Origin of the sequence: Bacillus sp. AFS053548, assembly GCF_002575105.1 — a bacterium.
GTDB lineage: Bacteria > Bacillota > Bacilli > Bacillales > Bacillaceae_G > Gottfriedia.
The window spans coordinates 46,208-70,387 of record NZ_NUHI01000085.1 but is presented as its reverse complement, the minus strand read 5'-3'; the positions used below and the strand labels follow the sequence as shown (position 1 = coordinate 70,387).

The following is a 24,180-nucleotide window of genomic DNA, read 5'->3' as shown; positions in this document are numbered from 1 at the left end:
TGTAATTCAAATTGGTGCACGGAATATGCAAAACTTTGATTTACTGAAAACGGTTGGTCAAGTAAATAAACCTGTATTATTAAAACGTGGACTATCAGCAACAATTGAAGAATTTATTAATGCAGCAGAATACATTATCTCGCAAGGAAATGACCAAATTATTCTTTGTGAAAGAGGAATTCGTACTTACGAGAAAGCTACAAGAAATACGTTAGATATCTCAGCAGTACCTATTCTGAAGAAAGAAACACATTTACCAGTTGTTGTAGATGTTACACATTCTACTGGTCGTAAGGACTTACTATTACCGACAGCTAAAGCAGCATTAGCAATTGGAGCAGATGCAGTAATGGCTGAAGTACATCCAGATCCAGCAGTTGCTTTATCAGATTCAGCTCAACAAATGAATATCCCACAATTTGAAGAATTTATGTTTGAGTTAAAAGACTTCCGTGCAAAGCTTCAATCATAAGTAAAATTATCTAATAAAAAATGGCAGTGAATGCTTTGAAAAAACGACCTTATAAATGGTGCAAGATTAATCGGAGACTCAAATGCCTTAGTAATGAGAATAGTTCGTGACGAAAAATAATTGAATATGATAAAAGCAATTTAAAATAAGTAAAAGAATTCAAGTGTTGGATGAAATCTCGGTACAGCTTAAAGACTGTGCCAAGAAGGCTCATCTAATCATTTATTCTTGTTTTGAAATATTGATAAAATGATTGCACAATCAAATGCTAAAAAATTAAGTTTTTCTACTGAATAATTCATTTTTTTGCAAAAAAATCAAAAAAGTGCCCGGATATGGCTCTCTTTTTATATTAAATTCAGAATAGGTTGTGCTATAGTAATAACTAAATAATTTTAAACTTACATAAAGAGAAGGTGTTGACATGCGTTATTTAACAGCTGGTGAATCACATGGTCCACAATTAACTACAATTATTGAAGGCGTTCCAGCAGGCTTACCAATTTTAGCAGAAGAAATAAATGTTGAACTTCGTAGACGTCAAGGTGGATATGGAAGAGGGCGAAGAATGCAAATAGAAAAGGATACTGCTCAAATTACAAGCGGTGTTCGACATGGTTATACATTAGGCTCTCCTATCGCATTAGTTGTTGAAAATAACGACTTTAAACATTGGACTAATATTATGGGTCCTGAACCTTTGGACAATCTAGAATACGAAGGAAAAAGAAGCATTACAAAACCACGACCAGGGCATGCCGATTTAAATGGAGCTATAAAATATGGTTTTAGAGATGTACGGAATGTTTTAGAGCGATCTTCAGCTCGTGAAACGACTGTACGTGTTGCAGCTGGAGCGGTGGCAAAAAAATTGTTGAGTGAGCTAGGAATCACAATTGCAAGCCATGTTATTGAAATTGGTGGAGTTAAAGCAAAAAGTCTAGACTATAAAAATGTAGAAGACTTACATAATAGAGCTGAAAACTCAGAAGTAAGATGTATAGACGCTGAAGCTACAGAAAATATGAAATCATTAATTGATGATGCAAAACAAAAAGGAGATTCAGTTGGTGGGATTGTAGAAGTTGTTGTTGAAGGTATGCCAGCTGGTGTTGGTAGCTACGTTCATTATGACAGAAAGCTAGATTCAAAAATTGCAGGTGCAATCGTAAGCATTAATGCCTTTAAAGGTGTAGAATTCGGCATCGGGTTTGAAACTGGCTCCTTACCAGGGAGTGAAGTTCATGATGAGATTGCCTATTCAGAAGAACAAGGCTACTACCGATTATCGAACCGTGCTGGCGGTTTTGAGGGCGGAATGACAACTGGTATGCCAATTGTTGTTCGAGCAGTAATGAAGCCTATCCCAACGCTTTACAAGCCGTTAAAGAGCGTTGATATTGAAACAAAGGAAGTTTATGAAGCAAGTATCGAACGTTCTGATAGCTGTGCTGTTCCTGCAGCCAGTGTCGTAGCAGAGCATATTGTTGCTTGGGAAGTTGCAAAAGCAATTATTGAACAATTTGAATCCGATCAACTTGAGCGTTTAAAACGTAATATTGAAGATTTCCGTGAGTATGCGAGGAATTTCTAATGAATTTGATAACTGTAAATACAAGCTCTAAACAATACGATGTTTGTATAGGGTTTGGAGTATTGAGTGAACTGCAGTCAAAGTTGGACAACTTAGTCCCTAAAGTTTCCAAAATACTAATCATTACAGATGATCAAGTTGCTCCACTTTATTTAGAAAAAGTACTACTAAATTGTAGTAAAACAAATAATGTTGAACACTTTATCATTCCACATGGTGAAAAAAGTAAGAGTTTTGCAATATACGAAAATTGTTTAACCTATTGTTTTGATGTCCAATTAGATCGTAATAGTTTAATAATTGCTTTAGGTGGGGGAGTAGTTGGTGATTTAGCAGGATTTGTTGCTGCTACTTATATGCGTGGTATTCGTTTTATCCAATTACCTACTACTTTACTAGCCCACGATAGTGCAATAGGTGGTAAAGTAGCTATAAACCTACCAAAAGCTAAAAATATAGTTGGCGCATTTTATCAACCGGAATTAGTATTGTATGAATTAAGCTTTTTAACTACTTTGCCAATAGAGGAATGGAGATCAGGTTTTGCTGAAATTAGTAAGGAAGCTATGATTTCTTCTAACGACAATTTGAATTGGTTAATGGATCATATTCTTTCACTTGAAGAGTTAGATGATGAGTTAGTTGAAAAATGTGTGACAATGGGAATAAGTGTAAAAAATGAAATTGTATCCAAGGACGAAAGAGAAACTGGTGAAAGAGCATTTTTAAACTTAGGCCATACACTTGGGCATGCAATTGAAGCTTATTTAGGTTATGCTAAAACAACTCATGGTGAGGCAATTGCATTTGGAACGCTATTTTCAATCTATTTAAGTGAACACTTCTTTAAGGTTGATTTGAAATTTAATGAGATATTAAATTGGTATAATCGATTGAATTATCCTGTTTATTCTAATTTAGAATTAGAACCAATTATCAATCTAATGAAACAAGATAAGAAAAATATCGATCTGAAAATAAAATATATTATTTTAAAAAGTTTTGGAAATCCAGTGATTTGTGAATTAGAGGAAGACTTTATAAAAGAAAATTTAGATCGTTTTTTAAAACAATTAATTTCATAATACTTACCTGAAAATGGTGTTTTGATCAAATGTTAAATCAAAATATCATTTTCTTTTTCTAAATTAGGCTAACTTAATCATTGGAAATGAAAAACATAGGACAATTCGTCGAATAGAATTTCAGAGAAAAAAAAGGTTTGATTTAATAAAAAATGGAATGTAAATACATATAGAAAGGTTAGATAAGGTGACTATGATGAAAAATTCCCAGTTAGAAAAAATCCGATTAGTTGGTGATGTGACAATTCCAGGAGATAAATCAATATCTCATAGAGCAATTATGTTTGGATCATTAGCGAAAGGGACTACAAAGATTACTAACTTTCTATTAGGTGAAGATTGTTTAAGTACGATTGCGTGTTTTAGAAAATTAGGTGTACAAATCAAAGTATCAGAAGATGAAGTAGTTGTTTATGGTAAAGGAATTGAAGGACTAAAAGAGGCACATGAAGTACTTGATGTAGGAAATTCGGGAACAACAGCAAGATTAATGATGGGAATATTAAGTGGTTTACCTTTCCATTCGGTTATTATTGGTGATGGATCTATTGGTAAAAGACCAATGAAACGAGTGACAAAACCTTTAAAAATGATGGGAACTTCTATAGATGGACGTGAAGAAGCTACATATACACCTATTTCTATTAGAGGAGGTTCACTGAATAGTATTTCTTATGCTTCTCCTGTTTCAAGTGCACAAGTTAAATCTTCAATTTTATTAGCTGGTTTATTCACAAAAGGTACAACGACTGTGACTGAACCAGAAAAGTCTCGTGATCATACTGAAAGAATGCTAAAGGCATTTGGTTGTGAGTTAGTAGTAGATGGAAACAAAGTCTCGATTCATGGAAACCAAGAATTAACTGCAACAGATGTTATTGTACCAGGGGACATTTCATCAGCTGCATTTTTCTTAGTAGCAGGTTCGATTGTTCCTAATAGCGAAATATTGTTAAAAAATGTAGGGGTAAACCCTACTAGAACAGGGATATTAACTGTTTTAGAAAGAATGGGCGCTAATATAACATTAGAAAATCAAAAAGTTGTAAACGGCGAACCAATTGCGAATATTCGAGTGAAATCATCCAATTTAAAATCAACTGTAATCGGTGGGGCTGAAATTCCTACATGTATCGATGAGTTACCAATCTTGGCCTTAGCAGCAGCTTTAGCAGATGGAGAGACCATTATTAAGGATGCTGAAGAGTTAAGAGTAAAGGAAACGGATCGTATCCAGACTGTTGTAACAGAACTTACAAATCTTGGTGTAAGCATTGAAGCAACAAAAGATGGTATGATTATACAAGGGAATAGTTCTTTAATAGGTGCTAATGTAAATTCACATGGAGATCATCGAATGGGAATGATGCTTTCAATTGCTGCATTACTTGCTAAAGGTGATACAATTATTGAAAATACAGAATGTATAGCTGTATCTTTTCCGAACTTTAAAGAGCAATTAAATGAATTAATTAAGTAGTCATATGAGGTGTAAGAATGAGTTTATACGAAGCTGTTCAGTTAATAGAGAACGGTCATACTGAAAAGGGATTAGATTTATTAAGAAAGAATTTAAAAACTGCTAACGATGAAGAAAAATACGAAGCAGCAGTTCTTTTTCAATCATTAGGATTTGTGGAAGATGCGAAAAATATCATTGAAGATTTAGTTTACTTATATGATGACGACGATGATCTTAAAATAATGTATGCAGAAATATTGTTGGATCTTGATTTAGAAGACGACGCTTTAGAAATTTTACTTGCCATAAAAGATGATAGTGAAAGTCGAGTTCAAGCACTTTTATTAATGGCTGATCTATATCAAGTTCAGGGTCTTGATGAAGTAGCTGAACAAAAATTATTTGAAGCAAAAAGAATTTTACCGAATGAACCTGTAGTAGATTTTGCATTAGGGGAGTATTATTTTAGTAAATATGATTATAAAAAAGCAATTCCATTTTACGAAAAACTTACTAATCAAGAAATTGAAGTGAGTGGAGTAAATAAAGATTTAAGACTTGCTGAATGTTTAAGTGCTGAAGGTGAATGGGAAGATGCAATTTCCTATTATGAAAAAGGAATTCAGAAAGTAAAGGACTTCCATACACTATTAGGATATGGTATTACGCTATTTCAAGCTGAACGCTATGCAGCCTCTATTCCAGTATTCGAAGAAGCAATCTTCTTTGATCCTGAATATTTGGTAGCACATTTATGGCTAAGTAAAGCACATGATCTTGAAGGCCAATTTGAAGAAGGTTATGATATATTACAAAAAGCTTTACTTGTTGATGAAACAAATGTAGAATGCCTTTTATCAGCAGCAAAATTAGCTCGTAAAATGAAGAATTTAGCTGCAACTAAAAAACATATACAGGAAGCATTAATTTATGATCCTTCGCTAATTGAGGCAGTTCAGTTATTAGTCGGAATTCTTTTCGAAGAGGAAGATTTCGATGACATAATTAGTACAATTGAACTAGCAATTGAGCATGGAGCTTCAGATCCTAATTTTAATTGGGACCTAGGCAAAGCATATTATGGAAATGAAAATTATGAATTGGCATTAAATCAATATCGTCTAGCATATAATGACTTTAACCAGGAAATTTCCTTCTTAAAGGAATACGGAGACCTATTGTTTGAAGAAGGCTTAGTACAAGAAGCAAAAGAGGTTTACAGTAAACTTGTAGACGATGAGTATCTACAGGAAGAGGTAAGAGAGCGTCTTGAAAGAATAAATGAAATTCTGTAGTTTTCTTTATTCAGAAAAGGGGACAAATTTTAAGGACAGAGGAGGGATTTAATAATGGCAACCCCTGTATCTGTGAATGAGAAGAAAGATTTTGTTAAGTGGTTTCTAAGTAATTTTCAGTTAAAGCAAAGAGAATGTGTTTGGATTTTAAATTACCTAATGAGCCATGATTATTTAATGAAAAAGGTTCATTTCGTAGAACAGTCTAAATATTGTCCACGCGGGTTAGTGATGTCGACAAACTGTGTTAAAGAAGTCCCATTTCATTTTTATAAACAAAATGTTATGACGACTGATGCAGAGAAATCTTTTCACGATATTCGACTAAATAGGGATGAGGATATTTATATCCAGCTCAATTTTAAATCTTCTTTTCAATATCCGATGTTTGTTTCAGTTTTAGAAGAGAACCCACATATACCAAAAAACTTAAATAGTAACGAAAAAGACCGCGTAATTGCTGAAAAGCTATTATCAGATTCAATTATTAATTTCCAAAAAGACAGATTGATGACAATGATTGACGAAGCTCTAGATAAACAAGACAAAAAGCTTTTCCAAGAATTAACTAAGCAACTGAATTCATTAACTTAATGTAAAACTGAAAAAAGTCCTCATTATGGGGGCTTTTTTACTGTTGAAAAGGTATTTGCTAATTGAACATAATTAAATTTTATTGTTAAATAAGATATGTGGGGTTAATTTCCATTTTAGCACTCTCTCTTTTAAGTGTGTCCATATTCATGATCTTAATTATCAGATGCATTCCTTGTAGGTTTTTAGACTTCTGGTGAATTCAACAGGTGTCGAGCGTTTCAATCAAGTTTTAAAAGTTAAAAATTTACGGTATGTAAACTTAGGATTAGCAAATTACACATAAAAAAATACTCATATAAAAAAATTAGTAAAAAATTCACTTAACATAGAAAAATTCTTAGAATACTGATTGATCTCATATTTGCATCGTAATAGATCGGAGTTCAACTAAATTCATAATTTTTTTATGTTCATCTGTAAACTATTTATGGGAATTCTGAATTGAATACAAAGATCCCTCTCAGTTGACTGAAAAATCCTTTATTAGCGGGCTTTTTTTCTTTTTTAAAATAGTAATGTATGGTTAAATGGAAAATAGAAATTTGTTCACAAAAATTTCACAATTATAAATAAATTATTTTAATAGAAAGAGGTAATTTTGATGAAATGGACAACTAATGAATTAAATCAAGTTATTGAGAATTTGGAATACATCGATACGATCATTATTCCACTTTGTCCTGTTTCTTTGAAAAAAGAAAATATTGGTCTAGCTGAGCAAAGAGAGGACCTAATAATACTTACTTCGGAACTTGAACGTACATATAAAGGCAGAGTTGTGATCGCACCGGAATTTACTTATTTACCTGAAGAATCAAATAAAATAAGCCGATTAAAAGCTTGGAATGAAGAGTTTAAAGCTAGTGGGATTAAGCATGTTTTTTATTTAACATGTGATTTTGATTGGAGACAGTCAGAAGCTGAAATGGATGAATCATTAATTTGGTTACCTAATTTAAACATCAATAGCTTAGATGAATCATCACAACGCGTAATAGTAGATAAACAATTATCTCACATAAATGCATTATTTTCTAAAATATGGGGATAAAAATAAAAACAACATTATTACTATGATTATTATTAGGATATTATTGACCTTCTAAATTTGTTATTATATTATGAAAGTGTCCTAGTTTTATTATTATAGCTGTTGTCCGTACAGGAGTACTTGTGATAGAGGGGGGAATTTTCATGAGTGAAAAGGTTTCAAGACGCCAGTTTTTAAACTACACTTTAACAGGTGTAGGCGGCTTTATGGCGGCAGGAATGCTAATGCCATTGGCTCGTTTTGCCATTGACCCAGTTTTACAAAAAGAAGAAGCTGGAGCAATGGTGCAAGTTGGACTAGTTAAAGATTTAACGACTGACCCAAAACGCTTTGACTTTAAAGTTAAGCAGGTAGATGGTTGGGTTAAATCTGACGCGTCACACATTGCATGGGTGTACAAGAATTCAAATGGAGACATCGTTGCGTTATCACCTACTTGTAAGCATTTAGGCTGTACAGTTGGTTGGAACGACAATAAAGATTTTCCAAATCAATTCTTCTGTCCATGTCATGGCGGTCGTTACCATAAGGATGGTAAAAACATTAAAGGTACACCACCGCTTGGTCCACTAGACAACTATGCAGTAAAAGTGAAAGGTGATTCTTTCTATCTTGGTAAACTACAACCAAATACAGGAGGTAAATAATCGTGCTTAACAAAATTTACGACTGGGTAGATGAGCGATTAGAAATTACGCCTCTTTGGAGAGATATCGCTGATCATGAAGTACCAGAACACGTTAATCCAGCACACCATTTTTCAGCATTCGTATATTGCTTCGGTGGATTAACATTTTTCGTTACAGTAATTCAAATTTTATCTGGAATGTTCTTAACAATGTACTATGTTCCAGATATCAAAAATGCATGGGAATCAGTTTATTACTTACAAAACAACGTTGCATACGGACAAATCGTTCGTGGTATGCATCACTGGGGTGCAAGTTTAGTAATTGTTATGATGTTTTTACATACTTTACGTGTATTCTTCCAAGGCGCATATAAAAAGCCTCGTGAGCTTAACTGGGTTGTAGGGGTTTTAATCTTCTTCGTAATGCTTGGATTAGGCTTTACAGGATATTTATTACCTTGGGATATGAAAGCGTTATTTGCGACTAAAGTAGGTCTGCAAATTGCTGAACAAACACCATTTATTGGTAAGCAAGTGAAAACGTTAATTGCAGGTAATCCGGAAATCATCGGTGCACAAACATTAACTCGTTTCTTCGCAATCCATGTATTCTTCTTACCTGGTGCTTTACTTGCTCTTATGGGTGCCCATTTCTTAATTATTCGTAAGCAAGGTATTTCAGGTCCACTATAAGATTTAGTGCATGGGGCTTTAGTAAAAAATGACTAAAGTGTGTCGAAATAAAGGAGGGAGAACATGCATCGCGGTAAAGGAATGAAATTTGTAGGTGACTCACGTGTACCTGCAATGGCAGGTCGTAAACCTAATGTACCAAAGGATTATTCAGAATATCCTGGTAAAACTGAAGCATTCTGGCCAAACTTCTTATTAAAAGAATGGATGGTAGGAGCAGTTTTCTTAATTGGATACTTAACATTAACAATTGCACATCCATCTCCACTTGAGAGGGTTGCAGACCCAACTGATACTGGCTATACGCCATTACCAGACTGGTATTTCTTATTCTTATATCAATTCTTAAAATATAGCTATGCTTCTGGTGACTATAACGTAATTGGTGCTTTCGTAATTCCTGGATTAGCATTTGGTGGCTTATTATTAGCGCCATTCTTAGATAGTAGTCCACATAGAAAACCAATTAAACGTCCATTAGCTACTGGCTTTATGTTATTAGCTTTATCTGGTGTAATTTATTTAACATGGGAAGCTGCAGCTCACCATGACTGGAAAAAACAAAAAGAACAAGGTAAAATCCGTACTTTTGTTGAATTAAATAAAGAAGATCCAGCATATAAACTATTGCAAAAAAATACTTGTGTATCTTGTCATGGCGATAATCTTGAAGGTGGCGCAGCAGCTCCAAGTCTTCAAAATAATGGTTTAAAACCTGAAGAAATCGCTCATATCGCAAGAAACGGTCGAAAAGCGATGCCATCTGGCGTATTTAAAGGTACTGACGCAGAACTTAAAGTGCTAGCTGAATTCGTTTCAAAAGCAGGTAAAACAGAGTAATTAAAAGAGAGTCGAATTTTCGACTCTTTTTTTATGTTGTATTGTATACTGAAATAATAACATGTAAAAAATGTGATGATACATATAAATTGTGAACTTTGTGTTATAAATTTATAAAATCTCCACAGCGAAAGTGAGATGAAGTGAAATAGTGAACATACTCTACAGTATGCTACGGCTAAAACCTAACTTAATTGCTTTATTTATAGTAAATGTACTTGGAACAATCTATGGATACTATTGGTATAAATCTCAACTTGATTATACTGCTGGTTGGTTAAAAATATTTGTTCCTGATAGTCCCACTGCATCATTATTTTTTTGTATTGTATTGCTACTGTTCATCCTAAATAAACGGAATGGATTAATAGAGGCACTAGCATATGTAAGCTTGATGAAATATGGAATATGGGCAGTTTTAATGAATGGAATGGTTCTATATTTATCAGGTGGACTTGATGCGATTGCATACTTATTAATTTTTTCGCATGGGGCTATGGCAATCCAGGCTGTTTTGTATGCACCGACATTTAAAGTTAAAAAATGGCACTTGACTATTGCAAGTATTTGGATCTTACAAGATCTAATTTTAGACTATGTTTTTGGAACAATGCCAGAATACTATATGCTTTCTGATTACAGAATTTGGATTGCTTTAATTACATTTTGGTTAACAATATTTGTTATTTTAATCGCTTATTACCAGTTAATTTTTAAAAATAGAACTCGTACTTGAACAAGTTCTAATCTTGTCCTTTCTCTCATAATTATTAGTAGTTATGAGGGAGGGGTTTGATGAAAAAATTAATTGCGGGGATAAGCGTTTTTTTTATTTTCTTTTCATTTAATACCGTAAAAGGGTACGCTAAAATAGATCAAGAAACTTCACTAATTGAACAATCGCTCTCTTTAGTACAAGACGGCGATTATATTCATGGCGCTAATTTATTGGAACAATTAGAATCAAAGTATATGGCTTCAGCAAAAAAGAATAAGGATTTCACACCAAAGGAGTTAGAAACGATTTCAGTTACTTTTCAAAATGCACTTGTTTCCTTAACAAATGATGGAATTGATCCACAAGAAAAAATTGCCGATGTACTTGGTTTGAGATTGTTGATTGATGCTGGAGAAACGACTATGCAGCCGATGTGGAAGGAAATGAAAAAGTCGGTTATGACTCCACTACAGAATATGGAGTCAGCATATAAACGGGGTAATTCTGAAGCATATGAAACGCAATTAAATCAATTCTTACACCAATTTGAGATAATTTATCCAAGTCTAATCATGGATCTTCCTTATGATGAAGTAAAAAAAATAAATTCACTTGTTTCGTTTTTAGATGATTATCGTATTAACCAAGAATCTATACCGGCTTTTCAACAAAAGTTGGATGAGACAAAAAGTGAATTATTATTCATTTTTGATCAAGGTAATTCAATTATTCCACCTGTTTCTATTTGGACAATATTTACAACAGGGATCATTATTGTCGGTACATTAAGTTATGTCGGTTGGAGAAAATATATAGGTGATCGAAATAAGAACAAAAAAAGAAGAGAACATAATGATTGACAAATTTCTCTAAAAGTTATTACAATATCGTAAAATCACACTCCTTGGAGGAATTACAATGAGTTATTTAATTTACTTTTTAATTTTGTTGATTGTACCTATATATGCACAAATGAAGGTTAAATCAACTTTTAGAAAGTATTCTCAAGTTGGTTCTACATCACATTTAACGGGTGCAGAAGTAGCGAGAAAAATTTTAAACGAAAATGGATTATACAATGTGGCAGTAGAGGAAACTCGAGGATATTTATCTGACCATTATGATCCACGTGCAAAAGTCGTAAGATTATCAACTGAAAATTATCATGGATATTCTGTTGCAGGAACTGCAGTTGCTGCTCATGAAGTAGGACATGCAATTCAAGATGCGAATGACTATAGCTTTTTAAGATTCCGTCATTCATTAGTACCTGTTGCAAATTTCAGTTCCAATTTTTCTTATATATTTATTTTAATTGGTATGTTTTCTCGTCTATCTGGTGCATTTTTAATAGGAATAGTATTATTAGCACTAGGTGTATTGTTCCAAGTTGTTACACTTCCTGTTGAATTTAATGCCTCAAATAGAGCCTTAAAACAGATTACGACTTTGGGGATTATCAATTCAAATGAGCATGTTTATGCAAAACGTGTATTAAACGCAGCGGCATTAACATATGTTGCAGCGGCAGCAGTAGCCGTTGCAGAATTATTAAGATTAATTTTAATTTATACTGGTATGTCACGTAGTGATGATTAATATCAATATAAAATAAAAAGAGGTTCTGGCAATCAATGCCAAGAACCTCTTTTTGTTTCAGTTAATAATTAAGGGTGAAGAGGGACTTTATTTTCATCTAATGTAAAGCCCTCACCTAGTACATCATGCACTTCTGTAACGGCTACAAAAGCGTGTGGATCGATATCCTGAATAATGTTTTTTAAATGAACTAATTCGTTTTTTGGTACGACACAAAATAAAACGTCTTTGCTTTCTCCAGTAAATGTTCCAGTTGCTTTTAAATAAGTTGCGCCTCGTTCCATTTCTTTCATAATTCGAGCGGCAATTAAATCATTTTTCTCAGAAATAATATTTGCTCCACGAGCAGCGTATGCACCTTCTTGCATAAAATCAATAATTCTTGCTCCGACAAAAACTGCAACTAGAGTATACATTGCTTCATATGCTTTTAAGTAAGTTAAAAGTGAAAGCGTAATGACAACAAAGTCAAAAATAAACATCGTTTTCCCCATATTAATACCTTTGTATTTATATGCTAAACGAGCGATGATATCGACACCACCAGTAGTTCCACCAAATCTAAAAATAATTCCTAAACCTACTCCAATAAATACACCTGCAAATAATGAAGCTAACATTAAATCGCCATGAACATCTATATTGAAAGTAAATTTCTCAAATAATTTTAAGAAAAAAGAGACTGCAACAGTTCCGATGATTGTATAAAGCATTGTCACTGTTCCAAGTAATCGCCAACCAATAAAAAATAAAGGGATGTTTAAGGCTAAGTTTGAGATCCAAACGGGAATATTTAGTTCAGCTAAAAGAATTAGGTTAATTCCCGTAAAGCCACCTTCAGCTAGATTGTTTGGAATATTAATATTCATAATTCCAAAAGAAAAAATTGCAGAACCTAAAATAATAAATAAGATATTGCGTAACTTCAATTTAAAAATCATATACTTCCTCCATACTTTAAAAATTACCCTAAACTCTTATTTTTATCTTATCTTGTATTTTTTTCAAGTAAAATAATATATAATTTGTCAAAAAGTGGTCAATTCGATAAGATTTAATTGAGGAGTTGATATTAGTATGCACGAAAAAACGATGAAAGAAATGCAAAAAGAAGTCGATACATATATAGGTCAATTTAAAGAAGGGTATTTTAGTCCATTAGCAATGATGGCTAGGTTAACTGAAGAAATGGGTGAGTTAGCTAGAGAAATTAATCATACCTATGGTGAAAAGCCTAAGAAAAGCACTGAAGAAGAAAAGCTAATTGAAGAAGAATTAGGTGATGTATTATTTGTTATGATTTGTTTAGCAAATAGCCTAAATATAGACCTACAAGAAGCTCATGATATGGTAATGAAGAAGTTTAATACTCGAGATAAAGATCGTTGGACAAGGAAGGAAGTTTAAAATGGAAAAAGTAATTAGAGTAGTATTAGCAGGACCAAGAGGTAAAATGGGAATTGAAGCTTTACAATTAATTGATCGAACTGAGCATTTTCACCTGGTAGCTGCAGTAGATTATAAATTAGGTGGAGAACAAATCCAAAAGGTTAGCCCCGGCTTTAAAGGTGAAGCAAAAATATATGAAACATTAGAGCAATGTATTGAAAATGAAAGTTTTGATGTACTAGTTGATTTAACAACACCTGAAGTTGGAAAAAAACATGCATTTTTTGCATTAAAAAATGGTATTCGACCTGTAATTGGTACAACTGGTTTTACAAAAGAGGAGCTTGATGATTTAAAAGAGTTAGCTTCAAATAATGAGCTAGGTTGTATTATTGCGCCAAATTTTGCAATTGGTGCTATATTAATGATGAAGTTCTCTGCAATGGCAGCGAAATATTTTAAAGATATCGAAATCATTGAGCTACATCATGACCAAAAATTAGATGCGCCTTCAGGTACAGCTCTTAAAACAGTTCAAATGATTGAGGAAGTTCGTGAAGCTAAAGTACAAGGACATCCAAATGAAGTTGAAACCGAAGCTGGAGCTAGAGGTGCTGAACTAAATGGAATGAGAGTTCATAGCGTGAGATTACCTGGTTTAGTTGCGCATCAACAAGTTTTATTCGGTGGAGATGGTCAACTATTAACAATTCGACATGATTCAATGAATAGAGCTTCTTTTATGTCTGGAGTTAAAGTAGCCGTTGAGGAAGTAATGAAGCTTACTGAGCTAGTTTACGGTTTAGAAAATATAATGGACTAAAGGTGGTGTTAGGTAGTGAAAATAGCTCTGATTGCTCACGATAAGAGAAAAGAGGCATTAGTAACTTTCGTTCAAGAAAATGAATCTTTTTTTCAGCAGCATGAACTATTTTCAACAGGTACTACAGGACTTCGTGTAATGGAAAATACAACTTTAAAAGTTTTTCGTTTTCAATCAGGTCCACTCGGAGGAGATCAAGAAATAGGTGCATTAATTGCTAAAGGCAAAATGGACGCGATTTTCTTTTTTAGGGATCCATTAACTGCTCAACCGCATGAACCAGATGTAAATGCTTTATTAAGGCTATGCGATGTTTTTCATGTCCCGGTGGCAACGAACATTCAAACCGCTAAGGCAGTTGTGAAATTTTTTAGTTAGTTTGAAAGAGAGTGAGATAAGTGGAATATTTTGATGTACTAGCATTTGGAGCGCATCCAGATGATGTTGAGATTGGAATGGCAGGCACGATTGCTAAGTTTACTAAGTTAGGCTATAAGGTTGCTATTTGTGATTTAACTGAAGCGGAACTCTCATCAAATGGGGATACTTTTATTAGAAGAAAAGAAGCTGAAGAAGCAGATAAGATTTTAGGGGTTTCAAAGCGTTTTAATTTATCATTACCAGATAGGGGGCTATACTTATCTGAGGAAGCGATTAAACAAGTAGCTGCTTTAATTCGAATGACGAAGCCTAGTATTATTTTCTCGCCATATGAATTGGATCGTCATCCTGATCATGGTAATTGTACAAAAATAGTAGAAGAAGCTGTATTTTCATCTGGGATTAGAAAATTTAACGTAAATACAAATCATGATTCTCACAAGGTAAAACACGTTTTTCAATATATGATTAATGGGTTTCATCGACCTAATTTTATAGTTGATGTTTCAGAAACGATTGAAGTCAAAAGGGCAGCTTTAGAAGCATATGAAAGTCAATTTACTCCCGGTCCAGATGGTGTAGTTACGCCTTTAACAAACGACTATGTAAATAGCGTAATTGCAAGAGAGAAAATTTTTGGGAAAGAAGCTGGAGTGCCATATGGGGAAGGTTTTATGACAAAGAGACCACTCCTATTAAATGCAGATTGGTTAGTTTAAGAAGAAATGAAGAAGTTTAGGAGAGATAAAATGAAATTAAAAATTGGGATTACATGTTATCCTTCAGTAGGCGGTTCTGGTGTGATTGCGACTGAGCTAGGAAAGTTATTAGCAGAACTAGGACATGAAATTCATTTTATTTCATCAAGTATGCCGTTTCGTTTAAATAAAGTATATCCTAATATTTATTATCATGCAGTTGAAGTAAATCAATATTCAGTTTTTCAATATCCACCATATGATTTAGCATTGGCGAGTAAGATGGCTGAAATTGCAAACCGTGAAAAATTAGATATTTTACATGTACATTATGCGATTCCGCATGCAATATGTGCTGTTCTAGCAAAACAAATGATTCATCATGATATTAAAATTGTAACGACATTACATGGTACAGATATAACTGTTCTTGGTTATGACTCATCTTTAACAGAGTTAATTAAGTTCGGGATTGAAAAATCAGATGTTGTAACTGCGGTCTCAAATGATTTAATACGTCAAACAGAGGAATTAGTTAACCCTGATAAAGAATTACAAACTGTGTATAATTTTATTGATGAAAGAGTGTATTACAAAAGAAATTGCCGGGCATTAAAAGCAGAGTACGGGATTCCAGAGCATGAAAAAGTCATTATACATATTTCTAATTTCCGCCAAGTTAAACGAACAAAAGATGTAGTAGATGTATTTAACTTAGTAAGAAAAGAAATTCCATCCAAGTTACTATTAGTTGGTGATGGTCCGGAAATCTCAAGTTTATGTAAATTAGTAAGAGAGCTTGGTATTGAGGATGATGTTTTATTTTTAGGAAAGCAAGAGAATGTTGAAGAGTTACTTTCAATGAGCGATATAAAATTACTTCTTTCGTCAAAAGAAAGCTTTGGATTAGTATTACTTGAGGCGATGGCTTGTGGAGTTCCATGTATCGGTACTAGAGTTGGTGGGATTCCAGAAGTAATCGAACATGGTGAAAACGGATTTATTTGTGAACTAGGAGATATTGAACAAATCGCTTATTATACACTGAACTTATTACAAGATGAAGAATTATATAAACGCATATCAAGTCGCGCGATTGAAATTGTTAAAGAAAGATTTCAATCAAATAAAATCGTTTCCCAATATCTATCCATTTATAATGAGTTATTAGGAATGAAATAATATGGAAATTTTTGATAAAGCAAAGCCGATATTAGATAAATTATTAAAAAATGGTTTCGAGGCCTATTTTGTCGGCGGTTGTGTAAGAGATAAATTATTAAATAGAACAATTGGAGATATTGATATTGCAACTTCAGCTTTACCTGAAGAGGTTATGTCAATATTTCCAAAAACCGTTCCTACCGGATTACAGCATGGAACGGTTTTAGTTATACAAAATAGTGAGTCATATGAGATTACAACATTCCGAACTGAATCAACATATCAAGATTTTCGTAGACCATCTGAGGTTACATTCGTAAAATCAATCGAAGAAGATTTAAAACGAAGAGATTTTACAATGAATGCCATTGCTATGACGACGAAAAATGAATTAATAGATCCTTTTAATGGTACAATTGATCTTTATGATGGGTTAATTAGATGTGTCGGTGAAGCTAAGGAAAGATTTCAAGAAGATGCTCTTAGAATGCTAAGAGGTATACGTTTTGTAAGCCAATTAGATTTTCGTTTACATGATGAGACGTTTAACGCAATTAAATCAAATAAACATTTAATTGAAAATATAGCAATCGAACGCATTTCGGTTGAAATAGAAAAAATGTTATTAGGAAAGTCACCTAAAAAAGGCATCGGACTATTAATACAAACAAATCTTATAAATCATCTTCCAAGCTTAAAAGAATATACAAATCAGATTCATGATCTATTAGAACTTCCTATTCAATCATTAAAAACAATTGAAGAGATTTGGGCGTTAATATTATATAAATGTAATTTTGACAACCCAGAACAGGTTTTAAGAAATTGGAAGATGTCAAATAATCGCATGAAACAAATATTAAAGGTTTATAATTTGATAAATGAAACGAAAATTAAATGGAACAATACAAAGTTATATCAAGTTGGATTACCGGATGCAATAAAATATGAGCGTTTACAGTGTGTCATTGATAATATTGATGTAAATGAATTTAATGAGGATTTATTAAAGACTTTATATAATCAATTACCGATTTATTCAAAGTCAGATCTATGTATTACAGGTAATGATTTATTAGAATGGTCACAATTAAAAGGTGGTCCATGGTTGAAAGAAGTATTAAGTGAAATAGAATTTCAAATAGTAGAGAACCAACTTGAGAATAACCAACTTGCTATTAAGGAGTGGTTCATAAATTGGCTTCAAAAGTAAAAGAAAGAATTATACAATTATTTACGGAAAATAGTAAAGAATATTTATCAGGTCAATTTTTGAGTGATCAATTAGGAATTTCACGTACTGCAATTTGGAAATACATGAAAGAATTGCAAGATGAGGGAATTGAAGTTGAAGCAGTTAGGAAGGTTGGATATAAAATAACAGGCAAATCTGATCGATTAACTCCAACGGATATTCAACTTGGTTTAGAAACGAAAAAATTTGGCAGAAATGTCGTATACCAAGAAGAAACTAATTCAACCCAAACGATAGCTAATGAATTAGTGCTAAATGATGCTCCAGAAGGTACGATTGTTTTGGCTGAGCGTCAATTATTAGGTCGAGGCAGATTACAAAGAAACTGGTTAACTTCAGATGGAAAAGCAATAGCAATGAGTGTTATCCTTAGACCAGCTATTTCACCTAGGGTAGCACCTCAGCTAACATTATTAACAGCTGTAGTCATTGCTTCAGCCATTGAAAAAGTGACCGGATTACATCCCAATATAAAATGGCCAAATGATATTTTAATCAATAATAAAAAAGTTTGTGGAATCTTAACTGAAATGCAAGGTGACGCTGATTGCATTAAAAGCGTTGTCATAGGTATTGGCATCAATGTAAATCAAGTAGAAGAAGATTACCCATTAGAACTGTCAGATATCGCTACATCATTACGTATTGAAAAAGGACAAACCTTTATGAGAGCTAATTTAATTCAAGCTATTTTAGTTGAATTTGAAAAGTTCTATGAAATATTTTTAGAAAAAGGATTTAAACCGATAAAAATTTTATGGGAAAGCTATGCAATTTCGTTAGGGAAACAAATAAAAGCCACGACTTTAACCGAAGAAATTGTCGGTAATGCCATTGGGATTACTGATGAAGGTCAATTATTGATTGAAGATCACTTAGGTAATGTTCATACAATCTATTCAGCGGACATTTCGATAAATAAATAAAGTAAAACGAAATAAAACAACTCTCTTTTTATATTTGAAAGGGAGTTATTTTATTTGCAGTATTATTGTCACGTATATTTGTAAATAATACCAAGTTTTTTCTTTACTTAATTGCTATTCTTACTATAAACTGTAGTGGAAGGGTCGCGACTTTCGCTGATGCTTCAAGGGTGGTATCTGAATAGGGTCAATCAAACTTTAGTATCCTAAGAAGAACTACACCAGGTTTTAAAAAATCAATTCTAAAAATGTGTCTGCCTTGATCCTAAAAGGACTGGGACAGAGGAATGAGACGGTTTACAATTTTCCTTTGTTCTCTTTTGAGCAAAGTTTTTTTATTGTAGCCCCCATTTCCTCTCATTTAAAAGGAGGAAAAAAGATGAAAACAACAAAAGATTTTTTAAACATGAAACAAAACAATGACCCAATCGTCATGATTACTGCTTATGATTATCCATCAGCACTATTAGCAGAAGCTAGTGAAGTAGATATGATTTTAGTCGGTGACTCACTTGGGAATGTTGTCCTAGGATATGATTCTACAATTAAGGTTACTGTAGATGACATGATTCATCACTCAAAAGCTGTTAAACGCGGGGCAAAAAATACGTTTATTGTGACAGATATGCCATTCATGTCTTACCATTTTTCAAAAGAAGAGGCTTTACGTAGTGCATGTCGTATTATGCAAGAGGGTGATGCGCACGCTGTTAAGGTTGAAGGGGCAGATGAAAATGTTTTAGATGTAATTAAGGCATTAACAATCGCGGGAGTACCAGTTGTAGCTCATCTAGGATTGACACCTCAATCAGTAGGTGTATTAGGTGGGTATAAAGTTCAAGCACGTGACTCTGAAAGTGCGATGAAATTGTTTAACGATGCAAAAAAATGTGAAGAAGCAGGAGCTTTTGCAATCGTACTTGAATGTGTACCAAAGCAAATTGCAAAGGATATTACTAAGGATCTTTCAATTCCAACAATAGGAATAGGTGCAGGTGTTGATACAGATGGTCAAGTACTTGTTTACCATGATTTAATAACATACGGTGTTGGTCGAGTAGCTAAGTTTGTTAAACAGTATGCAAATGTATCTACAACAATTGAAAATGCAATTGCTTCATATGTTCAAGAAGTTAAAACTAGACAATTTCCAGATACTAAACATTCGTTTACGATGAAAGAAGAACAGTTAAAGGCATTATACGGGGGAAGTTCGCAATGAAAGTGTTTCACACAATAAATGATTTAAGAAATGAATTAAAAATTCATAGAAAAAATGAAAAATCGATTGGATTTGTTCCAACGATGGGTTTTTTACATGAAGGTCATGCATCATTATTAGAAGAAGCTAGAAAAAATAATGAAATCGTCGTTTTAAGTATTTTTGTTAATCCGACTCAATTTGGCCCAAATGAAGATTTTGATCGATATCCAAGGGACTTTGAAAGAGATGAAAAAGTTGCACTAAATGCTGGTGTAGATTGCCTCTTTTATCCAACAGTTGAAGAAATGTATCCAAATGAATTAAAATCAACAATGAAAGTAACAAAACGCGTAGATGTCCTTTGTGGTGAAAAAAGACCTGGACATTTTGATGGTGTTGCATTAGTTGTAACAAAATTATTTAATATTGTTCAACCAGACCAGGCTTATTTTGGATTAAAGGATGCTCAGCAAGTCGCTGTAATTGAAGGTTTAGTTGAAGACTTTAATATTCCTGTAAAAATTAATCCAGTTCCAACTATTAGAGAAGAAGATGGATTAGCTAAAAGTTCTAGAAATGTCTATTTAACAGACAAAGAAAGACAAGAAGCACCAGTTCTTTATAAAAGTTTACAAAAAGCAGTTGAAGATATAAATAATGGGAATTTAAATCCAGATCAACTGCAACAAAATATTATTTCTACAATACAAAGCGAAACATCTGGAACAGTAGACTACGTAAGTATTTATTCTTATCCAGATTTAGAGCCTTTAAATAAAATAAATGGAAAAGTAATTATTGCGTTAGCAGTAAAATTTTCTAATGCTCGCTTAATCGATAATATTTTAATTACTATTTAAGGATTGAACAATTAGGGGGAAATGACATGATTCGCACAATGATGAGAGCGAAACTTCATAGAGCTACAGTTACAGAAGCTAATTTAAATTATGTTGGAAGTATTACAATTGATCAAGATTTAATGGACGCTGTTGATGTACTTGAAAATGAAAAAGTCCAAATTGTAAATAATAATAATGGTGCACGACTTGAGACATATGTTATTCCAGGAAAACGTGGAAGTGGTGTAATTTGTCTTAATGGTGCAGCGGCTAGATTGGTGCAAGAAGGCGACAAAGTAATTATTATTGCATATGGTCAGGTAGAGGAAGAGAAACTAGATCAACATGAACCAAAGATTGCTATTTTAAATGATGCAAATGAAATTGTCGAAATGATTGGCAAAGAAATTGCAGGTACAGTTAAATAATAGTCAACTTTTGAATTTGTAGCATGAAGTTACTTGATGAGAATCAAAAGTATTTAACAGACAAGAGAAACAGCGAAGAAAACGAGCGTTTGAGGGCAATTTGAAATCCCCTTCTTTAGGGGATTTTTTTGTTGGTTGTATTGTTTAATCTGTTTATGCAAAATAATATCTATATAGAGAATTTGGAGGTGGCAAAATATGAATAAATTTGTGGTCGTTGACTTAGAAACAACAGGAAATAATAATAGAGGTCAAGATCGAATTATTCAAATTGCAGCCTTTTTATTGGAAAGTGGAGAAGTTATTGAACAGTTTTCAAGTTTTATTAATCCAAACATGAATATTCCAACCTTTATTTCCGAACTAACAGGAATTTCAGATGAAATGGTTCAATATGCTCCTCAATTTGAACAAATAGTTGAAGAATTATACCCGATGTTTAATGACGCCTATTTTGTTGCACACAATGTGCATTTTGACTTAACTTTTTTGCAAAAAGAATTTGAGAGAATTGGTTTACCAAAAATTTCACCGTTAGCTATTGATACAGTGGAGTTATCAAGAATTTTATATCCAACTTTAACTAGTTATAAATTATCTGATTTAGCAAAAGTATTCAATATACAACATGAAAACCCTCATCAAGCTGATAGTGATGCTGAAGTAACTGCCGAATTATTAACAATTTTATTAAAAAAACTTGAGAGCTTGCCATATGCATCATTAAAAATATTAGAAAAACTTAGCACTAGTTTTAAAAGTGACATTACATACTATATTTCGGATCTACTTCAAAAGCAATCTGAATCATTTTCAAATGAATCTGTTGATTATGAGGAATTTAGACGAATAGCTCTTAAAAAAAGAAGCTTTAGTTTACCTCAAGAGGAAGAGGATTTCGTAGAATTCGACGAGCATCTTAAACGTGAACTTGTAGATCAGATGGCTGTAGAAATTCCAAATTTTATAAAAAGAGATGAACAGTTTGCATATATGCACGATGTGTTCGATGCATTTAGCCAGAATAATATTCTATTAGCTGAGGCTGGAACAGGTGTTGGCAAGACATTTGGTTATTTAATTCCATCAGCATTTTTCTCAAAACAATTTGGCAAACAAGTGGTGATTAGTACAAGTACCATTTCGTTACAAAAACAATTACTTAAAAAACACATAAAAACGATAGAAAAAATAGTTCCATTTCAGTTGAAAATAGCTTCTATACAAAGTAAAAGAAATTATCTATGTCTGCAAAAATTTGAATATATTGTTGGCGAACAATTTGATGATAATTACGATAGTATTTTATCGAAGGCAATGATAACTGTTTGGTTAACTGAAACTGAAAATGGAGAATTAGATGAATTATCACTTCCTTCAGGTGGCTTACATTTATGGGATCGTGTTTGTTGTAACGAAGAAAGTGAAAATAAAAGAACAAATCCTTGGTTTCATAAATGTTTTTATCAAAAGGCTAAAAATCAATTAATGTTAGCCGATATAATTATTACAAACCATGCATATTTAATGTCTACTTTAAAAAATAAAGATCACTTAATTAATTCTGTCAAAACGATTGTAATCGATGAGGCACATGCTCTTGAGGAGACAGCATCAAAAACTTTTGGAATCACTTTTTCTTGCTTAAAATATTATCAATATTTAAGTAGATTAAGTACTACTGATAGTAATGAGCTAGTTCACCGATTATATAAATTTGATGAGGGAATACCAAATCGTGAAAAATGGTGGAAAAAAGTTGATCATTTAGTAAAAGAAATAAAGTATGAATCAGAAGAGTTATTTAGGTTATTACGTGATTTTATTTTAAGTAAACAAAATGAACTTGATAAAGAAAACATTAGACAGTCAATTACACTAAATGATAAAAATACTTCTAGCCAAAATTGGAAGGTTATTCAAGAATGTGCAAATCGATTAATTCATGTGAATAATACTTTATTCTCGGGTTGCGAGCAATATTTGAATTTAATTGAAGATAAAAAGGGATCAGCGTTTCATCGTTCTATCGTTTCGGAGTTTAAAATGATTATTGAACAATTAAAAAGCATGAAAAATGGTCTTTATGAAATATTATTCGATAAAAATGATCATTATATTTGCTGGATGGAAACAGAAGCAAAAGGCTCATTTCATACAACGATGCTTTATTGTGAGAAAGTTGAAAATGCAGATTTAATACAAAATTATTTAATTAGTGAAAGAAATTCTATTGTACTAACATCCGCTACGATGTCGATTGATTCATCATTTTCATTTATAAAGTCATCATTAGGAATTAGTGAAAATATCAATGTTATTGAAAAAATATACCCCGTCCCAACTGATTTTGCCCAAGGGATGAGAGTCTATATTCCTTCAGATTTAATGGGAATAAAAGAGATCACGCAAGAAGGGTATGCATTACAAACTTCGAATACGATTCGAAAAATTGTTACCAAAATAAAAGGTAGAACATTAGTTTTATTTACAGCTTTTGATTTATTAAAACAGACTTATGATCAATTAATACAAGATTTAGACTCACTGAATTCATCTGTATTAGCTCAAGGTGTTTCTCCTGGAGGAAAACAAAAGTTAATAAAACAGTTTTTACAATCTAAACAAACAATTTTATTAGGTACGAACACTTTTTGGGAAGGAATTGACCTACCTAATGAAGAATTAGATTGTTTAATCATTGTACGCTTACCGTTTACAAACCCTGAAAAGCCTATGTTTATTGCTAAATCAAATTTATTAAAAAAAGCTGGAGAAAATTCTTTCTCAAGTTTGGCTTTACCATTAGCTGTATTTAAGTTTAGACAAGGTTATGGTCGTCTAATTCGAAATGAAAAAGATCATGGTTCATTATTTGTTTTAGATAATCGCATAATAAATACTAGTTATGGATCAGAATTTTTAAAGTTAATCCCGAAAAACAAAATAAAAATTAATACAATTGATGAATTATTAAAAGATTTTTAGTAGTTTTTCAAAATTTAGCATGAGAATAGTAGGGGATTTAAGGTT

The 24,180-nt window shown here is 32.7% G+C and carries 25 protein-coding genes; 24 read left to right on the top strand and 1 reads right to left on the bottom strand.

Going from position 1 to position 24,180, the window contains the following annotated elements:
- The 13 genes from CN946_RS22110 to CN946_RS22050 form a co-directional block, all read left to right on the top strand.
- The coding region (locus CN946_RS22110; protein WP_141546870.1) for a bifunctional 3-deoxy-7-phosphoheptulonate synthase/chorismate mutase at positions 1-472 on the top strand (472 nt) is incomplete at its 5' end.
- A 424-nt stretch (positions 473-896) separates the two neighbouring features.
- The gene (gene aroC / locus CN946_RS22105; RefSeq protein ID WP_098863001.1) at positions 897-2,066 is read left to right on the top strand and encodes a chorismate synthase; all 1,170 of its coding nucleotides are present in this window, start codon (positions 897-899) and stop codon (positions 2,064-2,066) included.
- Positions 2,066-3,151, top strand: a complete 1,086-nt coding sequence (gene aroB, locus CN946_RS22100) for a 3-dehydroquinate synthase (RefSeq protein WP_098863000.1) — start codon at positions 2,066-2,068, stop codon at positions 3,149-3,151. Before aroC ends, aroB begins: the two co-directional genes overlap by 1 nt.
- A 196-nt stretch (positions 3,152-3,347) precedes the next feature.
- Positions 3,348-4,631: a 3-phosphoshikimate 1-carboxyvinyltransferase gene (aroA, locus tag CN946_RS22095; protein ID WP_098862999.1), complete on the top strand. Its 1,284-nt coding sequence runs from the start codon at positions 3,348-3,350 to the stop codon at positions 4,629-4,631.
- Between the two features lie 17 nt (positions 4,632-4,648).
- Entirely contained in the window at positions 4,649-5,908 is a 1,260-nt protein-coding gene (locus CN946_RS22090) for a tetratricopeptide repeat protein (protein ID WP_098862998.1), read from the top strand.
- 54 nt (positions 5,909-5,962) lie between these two features.
- Positions 5,963-6,502, top strand: a complete 540-nt coding sequence (locus CN946_RS22085; protein ID WP_098862997.1) for a ReoY family proteolytic degradation factor — start codon at positions 5,963-5,965, stop codon at positions 6,500-6,502.
- Between the two features lie 604 nt (positions 6,503-7,106).
- The gene (locus tag CN946_RS22080) at positions 7,107-7,556 is read left to right on the top strand and encodes a DUF2487 family protein (RefSeq protein WP_069031874.1); all 450 of its coding nucleotides are present in this window, start codon (positions 7,107-7,109) and stop codon (positions 7,554-7,556) included.
- Positions 7,557-7,699: 143 nt separating this feature from the next.
- Entirely contained in the window at positions 7,700-8,203 is a 504-nt protein-coding gene (locus CN946_RS22075) for a QcrA and Rieske domain-containing protein (RefSeq protein WP_097978883.1), read from the top strand.
- 2 nt (positions 8,204-8,205) lie between these two features.
- Complete coding sequence (gene qcrB, locus CN946_RS22070) at positions 8,206-8,880, top strand: menaquinol-cytochrome c reductase cytochrome b subunit (RefSeq protein WP_056466653.1); 675 nt, start codon at positions 8,206-8,208, stop codon at positions 8,878-8,880.
- 63 nt (positions 8,881-8,943) lie between these two features.
- The gene (locus CN946_RS22065; RefSeq protein ID WP_025671404.1) at positions 8,944-9,720 is read left to right on the top strand and encodes a menaquinol-cytochrome c reductase cytochrome b/c subunit; all 777 of its coding nucleotides are present in this window, start codon (positions 8,944-8,946) and stop codon (positions 9,718-9,720) included.
- Positions 9,721-9,871: 151 nt separating this feature from the next.
- Positions 9,872-10,456: a DUF1405 domain-containing protein gene (locus tag CN946_RS22060; protein ID WP_098862996.1), complete on the top strand. Its 585-nt coding sequence runs from the start codon at positions 9,872-9,874 to the stop codon at positions 10,454-10,456.
- Between the two features lie 59 nt (positions 10,457-10,515).
- Positions 10,516-11,298, top strand: a complete 783-nt coding sequence (locus CN946_RS22055) for a sporulation protein YpjB (RefSeq protein WP_098862995.1) — start codon at positions 10,516-10,518, stop codon at positions 11,296-11,298.
- A 58-nt stretch (positions 11,299-11,356) separates the two neighbouring features.
- Positions 11,357-12,037, top strand: a complete 681-nt coding sequence (locus tag CN946_RS22050; protein WP_098862994.1) for a zinc metallopeptidase — start codon at positions 11,357-11,359, stop codon at positions 12,035-12,037.
- Positions 12,038-12,105: 68 nt separating this feature from the next.
- Here CN946_RS22050 and CN946_RS22045 read toward each other — a convergent pair whose 3' ends face one another.
- Positions 12,106-12,978, bottom strand: coding sequence for a YitT family protein (locus CN946_RS22045; RefSeq protein WP_098862993.1), 873 nt, complete (start codon positions 12,976-12,978; stop codon positions 12,106-12,108).
- A 136-nt stretch (positions 12,979-13,114) separates the two neighbouring features.
- On the opposite strand from CN946_RS22045, the gene CN946_RS22040 reads away from it, so the two are divergent.
- The 11 genes from CN946_RS22040 (at position 13,115) to dinG (ending at position 24,135) form a co-directional block, all read left to right on the top strand.
- Positions 13,115-13,444 (top strand): nucleotide pyrophosphohydrolase, encoded by a 330-nt coding sequence (locus CN946_RS22040; RefSeq protein WP_049819716.1) that lies wholly within the window; start codon positions 13,115-13,117, stop codon positions 13,442-13,444.
- A gap of 1 nt (position 13,445) precedes the next feature.
- The gene (gene dapB / locus CN946_RS22035; protein WP_098862992.1) at positions 13,446-14,249 is read left to right on the top strand and encodes a 4-hydroxy-tetrahydrodipicolinate reductase; all 804 of its coding nucleotides are present in this window, start codon (positions 13,446-13,448) and stop codon (positions 14,247-14,249) included.
- 15 nt (positions 14,250-14,264) lie between these two features.
- Positions 14,265-14,627: a methylglyoxal synthase gene (gene mgsA, locus CN946_RS22030; protein ID WP_098862991.1), complete on the top strand. Its 363-nt coding sequence runs from the start codon at positions 14,265-14,267 to the stop codon at positions 14,625-14,627.
- 20 nt (positions 14,628-14,647) lie between these two features.
- Positions 14,648-15,349: a bacillithiol biosynthesis deacetylase BshB1 gene (gene bshB1 / locus CN946_RS22025; protein ID WP_141546963.1), complete on the top strand. Its 702-nt coding sequence runs from the start codon at positions 14,648-14,650 to the stop codon at positions 15,347-15,349.
- Between the two features lie 30 nt (positions 15,350-15,379).
- Positions 15,380-16,510 (top strand): N-acetyl-alpha-D-glucosaminyl L-malate synthase BshA, encoded by a 1,131-nt coding sequence (gene bshA / locus CN946_RS22020; RefSeq protein WP_098862990.1) that lies wholly within the window; start codon positions 15,380-15,382, stop codon positions 16,508-16,510.
- 1 nt (position 16,511) lies between these two features.
- Positions 16,512-17,705 (top strand): CCA tRNA nucleotidyltransferase, encoded by a 1,194-nt coding sequence (locus CN946_RS22015; protein ID WP_098862989.1) that lies wholly within the window; start codon positions 16,512-16,514, stop codon positions 17,703-17,705.
- Positions 17,690-18,673: a biotin--[acetyl-CoA-carboxylase] ligase gene (locus CN946_RS22010; RefSeq protein WP_098862988.1), complete on the top strand. Its 984-nt coding sequence runs from the start codon at positions 17,690-17,692 to the stop codon at positions 18,671-18,673. The genes CN946_RS22015 and CN946_RS22010 overlap by 16 nt, the downstream gene beginning before the upstream one ends.
- A gap of 379 nt (positions 18,674-19,052) precedes the next feature.
- Positions 19,053-19,895: a 3-methyl-2-oxobutanoate hydroxymethyltransferase gene (panB, locus tag CN946_RS22005; RefSeq protein ID WP_097978873.1), complete on the top strand. Its 843-nt coding sequence runs from the start codon at positions 19,053-19,055 to the stop codon at positions 19,893-19,895.
- On the top strand, positions 19,892-20,737 hold the full coding sequence (panC, locus tag CN946_RS22000) for a pantoate--beta-alanine ligase (RefSeq protein WP_098862987.1): 846 nt from the start codon (positions 19,892-19,894) through the stop codon (positions 20,735-20,737). Before panB ends, panC begins: the two co-directional genes overlap by 4 nt.
- Positions 20,738-20,763: 26 nt before the next feature.
- Positions 20,764-21,147 carry an aspartate 1-decarboxylase gene (gene panD / locus CN946_RS21995; protein ID WP_025671415.1) on the top strand — a complete coding sequence of 128 codons (384 nt, stop codon included), beginning with the start codon at positions 20,764-20,766 and terminating at the stop codon, positions 21,145-21,147.
- Positions 21,148-21,345: 198 nt separating this feature from the next.
- Positions 21,346-24,135 carry an ATP-dependent DNA helicase DinG gene (gene dinG, locus CN946_RS21990; protein ID WP_098862986.1) on the top strand — a complete coding sequence of 930 codons (2,790 nt, stop codon included), beginning with the start codon at positions 21,346-21,348 and terminating at the stop codon, positions 24,133-24,135.
- The last annotated feature ends 45 nt before the right edge of the window (positions 24,136-24,180 follow it).

Coding starts and splice junctions, on each gene's coding strand:
- aroA (WP_098862999.1), top strand. CDS start 3,348: ATGAAAAATTCCCAGTTAGAAAAAATCCGATTAGTTGGTGATGTGACA.
- CN946_RS22050 (WP_098862994.1), top strand. CDS start 11,357: ATGAGTTATTTAATTTACTTTTTAATTTTGTTGATTGTACCTATATAT.
- panD (WP_025671415.1), top strand. CDS start 20,764: ATGATTCGCACAATGATGAGAGCGAAACTTCATAGAGCTACAGTTACA.
- dinG (WP_098862986.1), top strand. CDS start 21,346: ATGAATAAATTTGTGGTCGTTGACTTAGAAACAACAGGAAATAATAAT.
- bshA (WP_098862990.1), top strand. CDS start 15,380: ATGAAATTAAAAATTGGGATTACATGTTATCCTTCAGTAGGCGGTTCT.
- CN946_RS22065 (WP_025671404.1), top strand. CDS start 8,944: ATGCATCGCGGTAAAGGAATGAAATTTGTAGGTGACTCACGTGTACCT.
- CN946_RS22040 (WP_049819716.1), top strand. CDS start 13,115: ATGCACGAAAAAACGATGAAAGAAATGCAAAAAGAAGTCGATACATAT.
- CN946_RS22045 (WP_098862993.1), bottom strand. CDS start 12,978: ATGATTTTTAAATTGAAGTTACGCAATATCTTATTTATTATTTTAGGT.
- CN946_RS22085 (WP_098862997.1), top strand. CDS start 5,963: ATGGCAACCCCTGTATCTGTGAATGAGAAGAAAGATTTTGTTAAGTGG.
- aroC (WP_098863001.1), top strand. CDS start 897: ATGCGTTATTTAACAGCTGGTGAATCACATGGTCCACAATTAACTACA.
- CN946_RS22090 (WP_098862998.1), top strand. CDS start 4,649: ATGAGTTTATACGAAGCTGTTCAGTTAATAGAGAACGGTCATACTGAA.
- CN946_RS22080 (WP_069031874.1), top strand. CDS start 7,107: ATGAAATGGACAACTAATGAATTAAATCAAGTTATTGAGAATTTGGAA.
- dapB (WP_098862992.1), top strand. CDS start 13,446: ATGGAAAAAGTAATTAGAGTAGTATTAGCAGGACCAAGAGGTAAAATG.
- CN946_RS22015 (WP_098862989.1), top strand. CDS start 16,512: ATGGAAATTTTTGATAAAGCAAAGCCGATATTAGATAAATTATTAAAA.
- aroB (WP_098863000.1), top strand. CDS start 2,066: ATGAATTTGATAACTGTAAATACAAGCTCTAAACAATACGATGTTTGT.
- panC (WP_098862987.1), top strand. CDS start 19,892: ATGAAAGTGTTTCACACAATAAATGATTTAAGAAATGAATTAAAAATT.
- panB (WP_097978873.1), top strand. CDS start 19,053: ATGAAAACAACAAAAGATTTTTTAAACATGAAACAAAACAATGACCCA.
- CN946_RS22055 (WP_098862995.1), top strand. CDS start 10,516: ATGAAAAAATTAATTGCGGGGATAAGCGTTTTTTTTATTTTCTTTTCA.
- CN946_RS22075 (WP_097978883.1), top strand. CDS start 7,700: ATGAGTGAAAAGGTTTCAAGACGCCAGTTTTTAAACTACACTTTAACA.